This window comes from Hymenobacter sp. BT491, assembly GCF_014349165.1.
Taxonomy (GTDB): domain Bacteria; phylum Bacteroidota; class Bacteroidia; order Cytophagales; family Hymenobacteraceae; genus Hymenobacter; species Hymenobacter jejuensis.
The window spans coordinates 981,115-994,104 of sequence record NZ_JACSJJ010000001.1; the positions used below are offsets into that span (position 1 = coordinate 981,115).

The following is a 12,990-nucleotide window of genomic DNA, read 5'->3' on the forward strand; positions in this document are numbered from 1 at the left end:
CTCTACCCAAGGCCGGCCGATGTACTACGAATACCAGCCCAAAGAGCCCGTAAAGGCCGCCCACGGCACCACGCTCCGCTGCAAAACCTGGGAAGCCGAAGCGGCCCTGCGCATGCTCGAAAACAACCTCGACCCGGCTGTGGCGCTCGTGCCCAACGAGCTGATTGTGTACGGCGGGGCCGGCCGCGCCGCCCGCAACTGGAAGGAATACCAAACCATCGTCAGTGCGCTCAAGAGCCTCGAAGCCGATGAAACCCTGCTGGTGCAATCGGGCAAGGCGGTGGGCGTGATCCGGACGTGGGCGCACGCGCCGCGCGTACTCATCGCCAACTCCAACCTCGTGCCCGCCTGGAGCACTCAGGAATACTTCGACGAGCTCGACAAAAAAGGCCTGATGATGTACGGGCAAATGACGGCCGGCTCCTGGATTTACATCGCCACCCAGGGCATTCTGCAGGGCACCTACGAAACCTTCGCGGCCGTAGCCGATCAGCATTTTGGCGGCTCGCTGCGAGGCACGATCACCGTCACGGCGGGCCTCGGCGGCATGAGCGGCGCCCAGCCGCTGGCCGTAACCATGAACGACGGCGTGTGCTTGGTGGTTGAAGCCATCCGGGCTCGCGTGGAGCAAAAAGTGCGCGAAGGCTACGTAGATCAACTAGTTGATAATCTGGAAGATGCGATACGGGTAATAAAACAGGCTGCGGCCGAGCAAAAGCCGTGGTCCGTGGGCCTGGTAGGCAACGCCGCCACGGTGCTGCCGCAGCTGCTCAGCTACGGCCTGCGTCCCGACGTAGTCACGGACCAAACCTCGGCCCACGATCTGATGGACTATCTGCCCGAAGGCGACCCCGACGAGGTGCTGGCCCTGCGCCAGCGCGATCCCGAAGCGTTTAAGCGCCAGGCGCTGCAAGCCATCATGAAGCACTGCCAGGCCATTCTGGACATGCAGCGGGCCGGCAGCATCGCCCTCGACTACGGCAACAACCTGCGCGGCCAGGCCGAAAAAGGTGGTCTGCAAGTGCGCGATGAGTACGGCCAGTTTCTGTATCCCGGTTTCGTGCCTGCTTACATCCGGCCGCTGTTCTGCGAAGGCAAAGGCCCGTTTCGGTGGGCGGCGTTAAGTGGTGACCCTCAGGATATTCTGCGCATCGATCGCGCCCTGCTCGAAACCTTCCCCGATAACGCCGGCCTACGCCGCTGGATTGAGAAAGCCCAGGCCAAAGTGCCGTTCATCGGCCTGCCTGCCCGCGTGTGCTGGCTCGGCTACGGCGAGCGCGAGAAGTTTGGCCTCGTCATCAACGACTTAGTGGCCCGTGGCGAAGTAAAAGCGCCCATCGTCATCGGCCGCGACCACCTCGACTGCGGCTCCGTGGCCTCGCCCAACCGCGAAACCGAAGGCATGAAGGACGGTTCCGACGCCGTAGCCGACTGGCCCCTGCTCAACGCCCTAGCCAACTGCGCCAGCGGCGCCGACTGGGTTTCCCTACACAACGGCGGCGGCGTAGGCATCGGCAATAGCACCCACGCCGGCATGGTGATAGTAGCCACCGGTACCCCCGAAAAAGCCGAGCGCCTGCGCCGCGTGCTCACCACCGACCCCGGCATGGGCGTCTTCCGCCACGCTGACGCCGGCTATGAGTTAGCCCAGCAGATAGCCGAAGAGCGCGGGGTAAAGATTCCTGGTGGCAATTAATTCATTTGAAGTAACTAATGGGCTTCGAGCTAGATGCTTTTGACGTTTTCGTCTTGGCCGCCATGGCCGCAATGTTGGTACTTGTTTGTCTGGAAGCTAAGAGACACAACGATAGGATCCAGACGCACGGTGCGCGCGTACAGGGTGTAATAGTGCGTAATAAGATTCAGTGGGGAAGGATCATAACCGTCCGGCCCATCGTGCGATTTACAACTCGGGATGGGCAAACTGTCGAGGCATTATCCGAACATGGGTTAGCTTTTGCCATACCTCGTTACTCGGAAGAAGCTACAGTAACAGTGGTATACAATCAAGAGAATCCTAATGAGTTTGACATTCTGTAGATGCTGATTGCAGATACATCCAAGGAAATGACCTCTTGCCGGCGCGTATCCGCGACGCAAAACTGATGATGCTGGGTTGTAGACGCGGTTCACCTGCGCCGTCTGTTTCTCGGTTGCGCGAACGGTTGGGCCACATAGGTAAAACGGCAAGTATCCGTTACAAACTCGCTAGGCTAAGAAGATACCGATGAGCAATCTGTACAATTTTGCTGTTTCGCGGCCGGTAGAACTGGTGCAGTATCGTGCGGCTTGGCCGGATGAGTTTGCCAGCATGGCTCAGCGCCTTCGAGCCTTGGTAGGGAATGCAGTCCTACGCCTTGACCACATCGGCTCCACAGCCGTGCCAGGACTGTGCGCTAAGGATGTCATTGATATTCAACTGACTGTAGCTGATTTGCAGGACGTAGACAACCTTACTGTGCCGCTGTGGCAAGCCGGTTTCCGGCAAGGCGAAGCCTTCCAGTACGACATATTCCACCATTTGCCAGCTACATCGGTGGAGCTGCGCAAATTGTACATGCGCGAACCTGTGGGCGAGCGGCGCACGCACCTGCACATCCGGGAAACGGGTCGCTTCAATACCCGCTTCGCGCTGCTCTGCCGCGACTACTTGCGGGCCAGCGCCCGTGCCTGCACCGAGTACGAGTTGCTGAAGCTGCGCGCCGCCAGCCTGTTTCCGGCGAGCATCGAGGGCTATTTGTTTCTCAAGGAACCTGTATTCCACCTGATCTACGAAGCGGCCGAGCTGTGGGCCACGCAAACCGGCTGGCAGCTACCGGCCTCCGACGCATAGACCTTTGCTGACGTTCAGGGAAACGGCTTACAACGCCTGCCGCGCCACGCCTTCCTTGGTAATCTTTACCGGCTGAATGCGGCCTTGGGCGTCGAAATACATCCGGTCGATGCAGGTAACGCGGTGGTTCTGGTCGGTTTCGGTGAGCGGGCGTCGATGGTAAACGATGTACCACTCGTCTTTGCCGGGCACCTGAATGACCGAATGGTGACCGGCACCGGTAGCCACGGCGGGGTCCTGCTGCAAGATTTTGCCCACCCGTTGGAAGGGGCCAAGCGGCGAATCGGCCACGGCGTAGGCCACCGAGTAATTGGGGCCAGTCCAACCACCTTCCGACCACATGAAATAGTACTTGCCCGCCCTACGGAACATAATCGGGCCCTCCACATAGTTCTGCGGCGTGATTTCTTTGTAAGTGGTGCCGTCGGGGAAGGGGAGGAAGCCGGTAAAATCGGGCTTGAGGCGCGCAATGTTGCAGTGCGACCAGCCGCCGTAAATTATGTAATACTGCCCGTCTTTGTCCTGAAACACAAACTGATCGATGGGCTGGGCGCCGTTGTGAATGTTGCCGATCAGCGGCTTGCCCAGGTAATCCTTAAACGGCCCTTCTGGCCGGTCGGCTACGGCCACCCCGATGCCGCCGACTTCGCCTTCGTGCACGTCGTTGGCCCCGAAAAACAGGAAGTACTTCCCGCCCTTGTGCACCACTGCCGGAGCCCACATGGCGCGGCGGGCCCACCGGACGCTGGCCGTATCGACGATGCGCGGGTGCTTGGTCCAGTGCACCAGGTCGGGCGACGAAAACGCATCCATGAACACCTGCTGATCAAACGGGGCCGAATAGGTAGGATACACCCAATATTCCTTGCCAAAAATGGTAGCCTCAGGGTCGGCGTACCAGCCGGGGAAGATGGGGTTGCCGGACCGTTGGGCCGTTGCAGTCGGCTCCGATTTGGCAGCGGGCTTGGCAGTTTGAGAAAAGGCTACTTGCGTCAGGGTCAGGCTGGATAGCAGGCTCAGCAGCAGGGATTTCTTCATAGCTGCATAAATACAAGTAAAATTCTAGTAGCGCCGCATTGCTCACGGTTAATAGGAGGTAAGATTCTCATTTTTAATCGGTTGCTGATAAGAAAGGCATACAGGCGCTCGTAGAGGCGGCGGGGGCTCCTGCGCCTAGCAATTGCAGCCGGAACAATTGGGCTTCACTCAGACGAATAAGGGTATTATTTACTTGCTTTTATATCCCTACTATTACTCCATCATTCGTGTTCAGAATTCCATTTATTCCATCGTTATTCATGCATAAACGTCTTTTTCTCCTCTGGTTACTGGTGTGCGGAGCCGCTGGTCCGCTTCTGGCCCAAAAACCCCTTGAGGTGGTTATCGTGGGTACTTCCCACTACAACGGCAGCCCCGATTCTTCCTATCGGCCCATCATCAACAAGCTGAAAGCCTATCGGCCCGACATGGTGTTTGGGGAGTATCTCTCGGCTGCTGATGCGCAGCAGCTACCAGCCGACCAATCGGTGGCGGTGCCTTTCCAGCGGCGCATTCAGTACATGAAGCGCCGGGAGCTAACCACGGCGCCTCTTACTCCCAAAGCCGCCGCTTCCGCGCGGCGGCAGTTGCGCAAAAAGCCGTTGCTGCACCGCCAACGCATTAATCTGGCCCGTTATTACGCCTCCACCTACGATCGGGGCAACGCCGAATACCAGTTGTATCTGCTGGAAGAAACCTTCAAAACAAGCTTAAGTCCCGCCGATCGGGCCTACTACACGCAGGCATTCGGACCGGCCGATTCGCTGCGCAAAACGGCGCGAATGGTGCGCCCGCTCACCGAATACCACCGAATTTTCTTCCCGCTGCTACACGAGCTCGGTCAAGACCAGATCTACCCCATGGATTGCCAGCGCTACGACCAAGCCTGGAACAAGGCGTCGGGCGAGGCTTACACGCAGTTTGTAGCCCTGCAAGCTGGCTTCAAAAAGGATTCTGCTACGGCTGAGGCCGCCACTTTCCGCCGGATTTCTACCGCCAAACCGGCCTATTTCGCCTATCTGAATGCCAGCAACAGCGATGAAGAGGTTTACCGGGCCATGAACAAGCCGATCTTCGGAACGCTCTCCGACAATCTTAATTTCTTTGGCGACGAATCGCTGGATGGGGCGGTGGGCTTCCCCACGCAGGCTGTACGCGCCATGAGAGCGCAGTGGGCACTGCGTAACCAAGGCATGTGCGACAACATTGTGCGGCTGGCGCGGCAGCAAGGCGCAACCAGGGTTATGGTCGCGGTGGGATCCGCGCATACCATGATCCTGCAACGTCTCCTGACGCAAATGCCCAATGTGCACGCCACAACGTTTGATGATCTGCCTTAACGTAAGCGGGCCGTTATTGCAATGTATTGATAATCAAATAATTGCAATAAAGGTCTCGTAAACGTGCTTAAAAAGACAGACAACGCCCCGCATGTTCAGTAGATCACGCGGGGCGTTGTCTGCCCAGAACTTTTTCCCATAAATCCATGCCTACACTTGTTCCCATTCTGCGCATTTTCGATTACGCCAAGGCCGTTGAATTCTACGTCGATTGGCTGGGCTTTGCCGTCGATTGGGCAGATCAGCCGGCGCAGGCACCCGCGTACCTGCAAGTGTCGATGGCAGGCGTCGTGCTGAACCTGTCGGAGCATCACGGCGACTGCTGCCCCGGTGCCCGCGTACGAGTGCTGGATTTCGCCGATTTGGCCGGCTACCGTCGGCAGCTACTGGCCAAAAACTATCGCTACAACCGCCCCGGCTTGCACACGCCTGCTTGGGATGCAAATGCTTTGGAAATGGAAGTAATCGACCCGTTTGGTAACCGGCTGACATTCACAGAGTTGTCTCCGAAAAAGACCGCGGCGCCAGTCGTGTAGCCCCGATCAGTCGGCCAGTGAACTTTTACTTCGCGGCTGTCAGCACGTCGCGCACCGAGGTCCAGCGGATTTCTGGATAGCGGGCATTGTCGAGGGGCTCGGTTAGCTTGGCTTGGCCGCTGAGCATGTTGTGCAAATATTGCATGCCCTGCCAAGGCGGAAACACCTCGTCTTTGGCCGGTATCAGCGTTTTGGTCACCTTAATCATGGTTTGCAATACGCCTAGTCCGCCGGCCCGCAACAGCCTGAATGGTTGGCCGGTAGCCGCAGTAGCCGCGGCTTGCAGCCCCCGGATGCTGGCTACCTCGCCAGCCACACGCAAGTAACGAGGCGTAGTGGGGTCTAGGGCGGCGGCAGCCGTAAACTCGGCCGTGTTCACCATCGTAGTAAAGTCTAGAAGTTGGTCGGCGTCGCCCCAGTACAGCACCCGGCGCGGGCCCGTCAGAACCACCGGTGCCTGGCCTTTGAGCAGTTCCGTAAACATGCCGTTGAGAATGGACGTGGCCTGAATTGGCGATTTCTCAAGTCGGCGCTGGAACTCGCGGCGCAAATCAAAGTTGCGGTTTGAGCCTTCGGAAAGCCGGGTGAAGTCGGCGGAGTAATCGGAGGGGATGAAGCGCGGCACGCCGGCCGCCACGGCCGCTTCCAGCAGCCGCGTCTGGGCTTCCACAATCACGTCGCGCAGCCCCGACAGCGCCGATACCACGCACGTTGCGCCGACACAGGCTTTTGTAAGCTCCGCAGCATTGTTGTAATCGACTTCCACTATTTCCACGCCCTGCACGCGCAGCGACGTGGTCTCTGCTTTGGCGCTGGTTTCGGGGCGCACCAAGGCCCGCACCGAGGCGCCCCGTTTCCGGAGGTGGTGCGCAATCAGCAGGCCCAAGGCCCCGGTAGCGCCGGCCAGCACGATGGTAGCGGGTACGGTAGGTGTGGTGTTCAGGGAGTCTGTTCTGGGTTCGGTCACGGTTCGGAGCTTAAGCCTGCTGAAGTACTCATACAGGTACGGTACCCGGAATGTTATCGCCCGCAGTCGGTAGCCTTTGCGCATATTGCGCCGTAGATGCGATGTACAAGGCTCGTTTTCAACTCCCTAATCTTCCTGAATATGGCGCTGCTCAATCTGGGTGATACAGTACAACTAAAATCGGGCGGACCCGTGATGACCGTTGTCAAGCTCACGCTGAAACAAGTTACCTGCACCTGGTTTGACGAGCACAACGTGCTGCAAGCGCCCACCACATTTCCGCGCGACGCCGTGAAAGCGGCCGCCTCACCCGAATCGCCCACGGACGAAGCCCGCGAAAACGAAAAGTTTGGTTACGCCTGAGCGAGTTGTTTCCAAAGAGTATATGTCGAAAAACCGGTCAGGTAGCGGTGTGGCCGGCAAGCAAAGGTAAATGACTCTTGTTTTATAACTAATTGATAAACAAATACTTGCGTTTTGAACGCAGGGGGGAATTAAATCGATAACCACAGAAGAATGGACTTCAAACTAGAGCTGATACCGGTGCCCGTAGCGGACGTGGACCGCGCCAAGCAGTTTTACCAAGAGCAAGTCGGTTTTCATCTCGACCACGATGTGCGGCCCAGCGCGACCGTCCGCGTCGTGCAGCTTACCCCGATTGGCTCGGCCTGCTCCATCGTGCTCACGACGGGGCTGTCGGGCATGGCCATGGTGCCGGGCGTGCTGCGCGGCCTGCATCTGGTGGTGGAGGATATCGACCAGGCGCGCCAAGAACTCGTGGACCGGGGCGTGGCCGTAGGTGAGGTATCGGACATGGGCGGAATAAAGTACGCGTCTTTCAGCGACCCCGACGGCAACACCTGGACGTTGCAGTATATTCCGGCGCACTACAGAAATCGTTGAGTAGTAATTAGTTGTGTAGAGTGATTCATTGATGTCTTGCCTTAGGGCGCGTGGTGCTGACGCAGCCCTGACACGAACCGGCGTTTTCGCCAAAAACCAAGCCTGCTGCACCATAACCAGTGCCTGCGGCTGGTCGAATTAGCTTTTAGCAGTTTAATTCTGTATTTTATTCTGAGCATTAGCACCTCCGCAACCCGTCCGGCCCAAGGCAACTGGGGCCGCACGCGCAACCGGAGCAGGCAGCGCGGCTTTCGGCCGATTTCGGGCTTCTGATGCAGAAATAGGATGGTTAGGGCAACACGCTAGGTCGGAATTCTATGAAGATCATGAGGGCAATGCCGAAGCTGATGCTGGCCGGCGAAGGCACCCGGCTCAACGTGCTGGGCGACCATCAGTGCATCAAGCTCACCGGCAAAGACACGGACAACCAATACACGCTGATAGAGCAAACCAACGAGCCCGGTACCGGCATTCCGCGGCATGTGCATACGCGCGAAGACGAGGTCTTTCACGTGCTGGAAGGCGCCGTCGAGTTTGAAGTCGATGCCGAGGTCAAAACGCTGCATGCGGGCGAGTTGGCGTATGTGCCGCGGGGCACCACGCACAGCTTCCGGGTGGTGGGCACCACGAAAGCCAAAGTGCTGCTTTCGGTGTTTCCGGCGGGCCTCGAAGACATGTTTCAGGAGCTGGCGCAGCTGACAGCCGGGCCACCTGATTTTGCCGTGGTGGCCGAAATCTGCGGTCGCTACGGAATTACCTTCGTATAAGCTCGCAGGAAGTGAATTATATCGCCCCATGCCGGGTTTCCGGTCCGACTCTTATTTGTGACTCAATGCGGATATTCTACTCCTTTTTGGCATGATGGAAACCCGCACGGAAGCTGCGCGCCTCAATGCCCTCCAGCGCTACGACATCCTGGACACGCCCGCCGATGGCACTTTCGATCGCCTGACGCTGCTGGCCTCCAAGGTGTTCAACATGCCCATCGCCATCATCAGTCTGGTCGATACCGACCGGATTTGGTTTAAGTCGCATCACGGGTTGGATGTGCAACAGATTGATCGTTCGCCGGGCCTGTGCGCCTCGGCCATCCTCTCCAACGACATCTACATTGTGGAGGATGCCCGTCACGACCCGCGTACGTTAGCCAACCCGTTGGTAGCCAGTGAATTTGGTCTTGGCTTCTACGCCGCGGCTCCGCTCATCACCCACGACGGCCATAACCTGGGCACCTTCTGCGTCATCGACAAAAAACAGCGCTACCTTAACCAGGATCAGCTGGTGATTTTGCAGGATTTGGCCGCAATCGTGATGGACGAAATCGAAATTCGCTTGGCGGCCCGCACGGCCATCGCCGAAAGCACCCGCCGCATAGCCGAGCTAGAAGCTCAATTAAAGCAGGGGTAACCTGTTGATTGATAGGTAGTTGAAAATAGCTATTGCGCTTCTTTAACGGGGTGTTTGAGCGCGTGCCACTCGTGGGCGAGCATGCTCATTTCCACCAGCGACCAGTATTCGTTGTGGTAGCGCTCCACGTCGCGCAGGGTGCCCTCGCGGTGGAAACCGGCGCGTTGGTAGCACCGGATGGCGGCCTGGTTGAAGTCGTACACGCCCAGGCTGATGCGGTGCAGCCCCAATTCCTCAAACCCAACTGCCGCAATGGCCTTGATCATGGCTTGGCAGTAGCCCCGGCCGCGAGTGGCTGTGTTGCCGACCAGCACGCGCGTAATGCGGCCCGCTTTGTTGCGCCAGCTAATGCCGCCCAGCGAAATATGTCCCACCATCTCGCCGGTATGGGTATCGGTGGCTTTGTACACAAACACATCCGACGTTTTGGGGTCGTTGGTGTCTTCGATGTACCAGCGCAGGCTGTCCAGGGTTAGGGGAAAGGCAAAGAGCTCGCCCGACCATTCTTTGAGCAGTCGTTTGTTGTCAATCCAGGAAATGAGTTGCGGAAAATCGGCTTCCGTGAAGGGTTCGAGCGTAATCATACCGCAAAGTAAGGTGAACAGTAGCTATACGCGCTACGAGAGCTGATGATTGCACAGCAACCTTTTTCGGGTGCGGAACTATAGGCTTGGCGTGTAAAGCTTTGCACGGCTTCGGCCATTTTGCCGCTTATCTTGCTGGGCTGCCCAAACCAGTAGCAACGATCTGGGGTTTAAGCAAACGGATAACAAGGCTTCTTCAATGCGATTTCTTCCTTGCTGGCGGGCCCTGTTCCTGACGGGCGCGCTGCTCACGATGTTTTTTATTCAAGTGGCTGTGGCACAGCGGTTTGCGGCTATTGGCGATTATGGCTACGCCGGAGTGCCGGAGCGCGACGTGGCCGAGCTGGTAAAAAGCTGGAACCCCGAGTTCATCATCACCCTCGGCGACAACAATTACGAGCAAGGCCTGGCCAGCACCATCGACACGAACATCGGGCAGTATTACCACCAGTTTATTGCGCCGTACCGGGGTAGCTATGGGCCCGGAGCGGCTGTCAATCAGTTCTTTCCCTCGCTCGGCAACCACGATACCTACACCAAGAACGGGGAGGCGTACCTGCGTTATTTTTCGTTGCCCGGCAACGGCCGCTATTACGACTTCGTGCGCGGACAAGTCCATTTTTTCGTGCTGAACAGCACCCCCGACGAGCCCGACGGTACCAGCAGCGTTTCGACGCAGGCCAAGTGGCTAAAGGCGCGACTCGCGGCTTCGAAGTCCATTTGGAAAGTGGTTTATTTTCATCATCCGCCTTACTCGTCGGGGGTGCACGGCAGCACCCCCAACATGCGCTGGCCGTTTCGGGCCTGGGGTGCGTCGTTGGTGGTTTCGGGCCACGATCACCACTACGAGCGGCTGCAGGCCGGGGGCCTCGTGTACTGCGTAAACGGCCTGAGCGGGCGCAGCATCTACGGCCTGACCGAGCCTCTGAAAGAAAGCCAGGTACTTTACAACGCCGACTACGGCGCAATGCTCTTCGATGCCACTTCCGAGAGCCTGCGTTTCCGCTTTTATACCCGCGCCCGGCAGCTGATCGATTCGTATACCTTGTGGCAGCCCGCCCCGCAGCTGTTCCCGTTGTATCCGACGCCTTTCAGCAAAAAGGCGCATCTGAAGCTCACGTTGCCCAGCGAGGAGGCCGTCAAAATTCGCCTGCTCGATGCTGTAGGCCACCAGATCGCCGTGCTCTATGAGGGCCGCCTGCGTGCCGGGCAGCACGAGCTGCACTGGTCGCGCGGACAGCTGGCTGCCGGAACGTATTTTGTGCAACTGCTAAGCGGCCGCTTCCAGCCCATCGTGCGGGCCTTGGTGCTTTGAAGACGCTGATAAAAAGCACGTTATGAATTTAAAAGCTTCCCTAGTGCTTGGCGTGAGCTTGCTCATCGCCGGCTGCGCCGCACGCACTCAAAAGGCCGATCAGACTGCAAGGCCCACAGTTGCCAGCGCGTTAGCGCTAAACACCACAAAGCTGGATCTGGTGGATCATGCCCGAAATCGGGTAATACCGGTGGTTTTGTATAGTGCTGATAGTCAAATAGTTGATAATAAAGTAAACAAGCCGGCTTTCAAGCTCGCTTTGCTCAATCACGGGTACGGCGGGCAGAATACGGCCTATTCGTTTATTGCCCAAAACTTGGTGGCGCACGGCTATGTAGTAGCCAGCATTCAGCACGAGTTGCCTACCGATGCGCCCATGGCCACAACGGGAAACCTGTTTGAAATCCGCAAGCCCGTCTGGGAGCGGGGCGTGCAGAACATGCTGTTTGTGCTTCAGGAAATGCTGCGGCGGCAGCCCAAGCTACATTACGATCAGTTGCTTATCGTCGGCCACTCCAACGGCGGCGACATGGCGATGCTGTTTGCCCAAGAGCACCCGGAATTGGTGCAAAAAATAATCTCGCTCGACAACCGCCGCATGCCGTTGCCCCGCACCCGTAAGCCCCTAATCCTCACCCTCCGGTCGAGCGACCAAGTGGCGGACCCCGGCGTGTTGCCCAGCCCCGCAGAGCAACAGACTTTCGGCATACAAGTCGTGAACCTGCGCCATACCCAGCACAACGACATGTGGGATGGCGCCACTGCCGCCCAACAGCAGGAAATGAATAAAATTATCTCTAGCTTTTTGGAAAATTAACCCGCGTCCCAGCCCATGCCACACGTTTCGATGCAGTCGCCGCCGCCCTCTGCTACTACCCGAGCAATTTTGCCGCGGGTGCAAGCCATTGACATCGTGCGGGGGCTGGTGATGATCGTGATGGCGCTCGATCACATCCGCGAGTTCTGGAGCCCCACTGCAGTTCGCCCCGAAGACGTAGCCCACGCCTCCATTTTACTGTTTTTCAGCCGCTGGATAACGCATTTCTGCGCGCCCACTTTCGTATTTCTCTCAGGGACAAGCATTTATCTATACGCTCAAAAACAACCTTCCCAGTCGCGAGTAAGTTGGTTTTTGCTCACCCGTGGGTTGTGGCTGGTGGTGCTGGAACTCGTGGTGATCAATTTTTTGCTGCAATGGGGGAGCTACCAGCTGCTGCTGCTGCAAGTGATCTGGGCCATCGGCTGGTCGATGGTGTTGCTGGCTGCCTTGCTCTGGCTGCCGCGGTGGGTGCTGGCCGTGCTGTCGTTCGTGATTGTTGTTGGCCATAATGCGCTGCCTGATTTTCAGCCCATTACGCCTGATAATGCCATCTGGGCACTGTTGCACCACAGTCCATTTTTGCTGCCCATGGGTCCCTTGCCCCCTTTTCTGGTTGCCTACTCGGTGGGGCCGTGGCTGGGCGTAATGCTCGCCGGCTACCTGATCGGGCCATGGTTTCGGTTGCCGCTACCGCAGCGAAAACAGCGGTTATGGGCCGCTGGCGCGGGGCTGCTTCTGCTGTTCGTGGCGCTGCGGGCCACCTATTGGTACGGCGATCCGTCGCCGTGGAGTGTTCAGGATAGAGGATTGATATACACTGTGTTATCTTTTATTAACATCACGAAGTATCCGCCGTCGCTGCTGTTTTTATCGCTGACGCTGGGCGTGGCTTTGCTGTTGCTCGGAAGCGTGGAGACCGCCACCAGCCGGCTGAGCCAGTGGCTGCGCACATTCGGGCAGGTGCCGTTTTTCTATTACCTGATGCACTTGCTACTGATTAGCGTCGGCGCCCTGATCTGGTCTGCTTTGGCGTTCGGAAAGCCCTTCAATTTTTCGTTCGCCACGCCCAAAGACTGGCCGGCTGGTTACCAGCCTAGCCTGCTGCGCGCCTACGTGGTGTGGCTGGCTGTAGTGTTGCTGCTGTACCTGCCTTGTCGCTGGTATCAGCGTTATAAACAGCAACATAGCCATTGGTGGCTGTCGTATTTGTAATGGCTGGCCGTCTCTGATCGGGTCCTTAGCAGCTT

Annotated in this window: 15 protein-coding genes; 12 read left to right on the plus strand and 3 right to left on the minus strand. The window is 57.9% G+C overall.

Going from position 1 to position 12,990, the window contains the following annotated elements; translation table 11 throughout:
• The first annotated feature begins 19 nt into the window (after positions 1 to 19).
• The 3 genes from hutU (at position 20) to H9I52_RS04110 (ending at position 2,833) form a co-directional block, all read left to right on the plus strand.
• Positions 20 to 1,696: a urocanate hydratase gene (hutU, locus tag H9I52_RS04100; RefSeq protein ID WP_187453095.1), complete on the plus strand. Its 1,677-nt coding sequence runs from the start codon at positions 20 to 22 to the stop codon at positions 1,694 to 1,696.
• A 62-nt stretch (positions 1,697 to 1,758) separates the two neighbouring features.
• Positions 1,759 to 2,040 (plus strand): DUF3592 domain-containing protein, encoded by a 282-nt coding sequence (locus H9I52_RS23290; protein ID WP_410403017.1) that lies wholly within the window; start codon positions 1,759 to 1,761, stop codon positions 2,038 to 2,040.
• A 187-nt stretch (positions 2,041 to 2,227) separates the two neighbouring features.
• On the plus strand, positions 2,228 to 2,833 hold the full coding sequence (locus tag H9I52_RS04110) for a GrpB family protein (RefSeq protein WP_187452768.1): 606 nt from the start codon (positions 2,228 to 2,230) through the stop codon (positions 2,831 to 2,833).
• Positions 2,834 to 2,860: 27 nt separating this feature from the next.
• Here H9I52_RS04110 and H9I52_RS04115 read toward each other — a convergent pair whose 3' ends face one another.
• On the minus strand, positions 2,861 to 3,871 hold the full coding sequence (locus tag H9I52_RS04115; RefSeq protein WP_187452769.1) for a glycoside hydrolase family 43 protein: 1,011 nt from the start codon (positions 3,869 to 3,871) through the stop codon (positions 2,861 to 2,863).
• Between the two features lie 260 nt (positions 3,872 to 4,131).
• Here H9I52_RS04115 and H9I52_RS04120 point away from each other — a divergent pair, with 260 nt between their 5' ends.
• Positions 4,132 to 5,211, plus strand: coding sequence for a DUF5694 domain-containing protein (locus H9I52_RS04120; protein ID WP_187452770.1), 1,080 nt, complete (start codon positions 4,132 to 4,134; stop codon positions 5,209 to 5,211).
• 119 nt (positions 5,212 to 5,330) lie between these two features.
• Complete coding sequence (locus tag H9I52_RS04125; RefSeq protein ID WP_262385964.1) at positions 5,331 to 5,747, plus strand: glyoxalase superfamily protein; 417 nt, start codon at positions 5,331 to 5,333, stop codon at positions 5,745 to 5,747.
• 25 nt (positions 5,748 to 5,772) lie between these two features.
• Here the strand turns inward: H9I52_RS04125 and H9I52_RS04130 are convergent, their stop codons facing one another.
• On the minus strand, positions 5,773 to 6,714 hold the full coding sequence (locus H9I52_RS04130; RefSeq protein WP_316247999.1) for an NmrA family NAD(P)-binding protein: 942 nt from the start codon (positions 6,712 to 6,714) through the stop codon (positions 5,773 to 5,775).
• Positions 6,715 to 6,855: 141 nt separating this feature from the next.
• Between H9I52_RS04130 and H9I52_RS04135 the strand changes: the two genes are divergently transcribed.
• From H9I52_RS04135 to H9I52_RS04150, 4 genes are all read left to right on the plus strand, one after another.
• Positions 6,856 to 7,077 (plus strand): YodC family protein, encoded by a 222-nt coding sequence (locus H9I52_RS04135; protein WP_187452773.1) that lies wholly within the window; start codon positions 6,856 to 6,858, stop codon positions 7,075 to 7,077.
• A gap of 153 nt (positions 7,078 to 7,230) precedes the next feature.
• A complete protein-coding gene (locus tag H9I52_RS04140; RefSeq protein ID WP_187452774.1) occupies positions 7,231 to 7,617 on the plus strand; it encodes a VOC family protein in 387 nt (128 codons plus the stop codon).
• Between the two features lie 317 nt (positions 7,618 to 7,934).
• Positions 7,935 to 8,384, plus strand: a complete 450-nt coding sequence (locus H9I52_RS04145; protein WP_222940399.1) for a cupin domain-containing protein — start codon at positions 7,935 to 7,937, stop codon at positions 8,382 to 8,384.
• A gap of 91 nt (positions 8,385 to 8,475) precedes the next feature.
• Positions 8,476 to 9,024: a GAF domain-containing protein gene (locus H9I52_RS04150; protein WP_187452775.1), complete on the plus strand. Its 549-nt coding sequence runs from the start codon at positions 8,476 to 8,478 to the stop codon at positions 9,022 to 9,024.
• A gap of 29 nt (positions 9,025 to 9,053) precedes the next feature.
• On the opposite strand, the gene H9I52_RS04155 is transcribed toward H9I52_RS04150, so the two are convergent.
• Positions 9,054 to 9,608 carry a GNAT family N-acetyltransferase gene (locus H9I52_RS04155; RefSeq protein WP_187452776.1) on the minus strand — a complete coding sequence of 185 codons (555 nt, stop codon included), beginning with the start codon at positions 9,606 to 9,608 and terminating at the stop codon, positions 9,054 to 9,056.
• 199 nt (positions 9,609 to 9,807) lie between these two features.
• Between H9I52_RS04155 and H9I52_RS04160 the strand changes: the two genes are divergently transcribed.
• Genes H9I52_RS04160 through H9I52_RS04170 form a run of 3 tightly spaced genes read left to right on the plus strand, consistent with a single transcriptional unit; the run spans position 9,808 to position 12,955 of the window.
• Positions 9,808 to 10,923 carry a metallophosphoesterase family protein gene (locus tag H9I52_RS04160; RefSeq protein WP_187452777.1) on the plus strand — a complete coding sequence of 372 codons (1,116 nt, stop codon included), beginning with the start codon at positions 9,808 to 9,810 and terminating at the stop codon, positions 10,921 to 10,923.
• 22 nt (positions 10,924 to 10,945) lie between these two features.
• A complete protein-coding gene (locus H9I52_RS04165; protein WP_187452778.1) occupies positions 10,946 to 11,740 on the plus strand; it encodes a chlorophyllase/cutinase-like alpha/beta fold protein in 795 nt (264 codons plus the stop codon).
• Positions 11,741 to 11,755: 15 nt separating this feature from the next.
• Positions 11,756 to 12,955 (plus strand): DUF1624 domain-containing protein, encoded by a 1,200-nt coding sequence (locus tag H9I52_RS04170; protein ID WP_187452779.1) that lies wholly within the window; start codon positions 11,756 to 11,758, stop codon positions 12,953 to 12,955.
• The last annotated feature ends 35 nt before the right edge of the window (positions 12,956 to 12,990 follow it).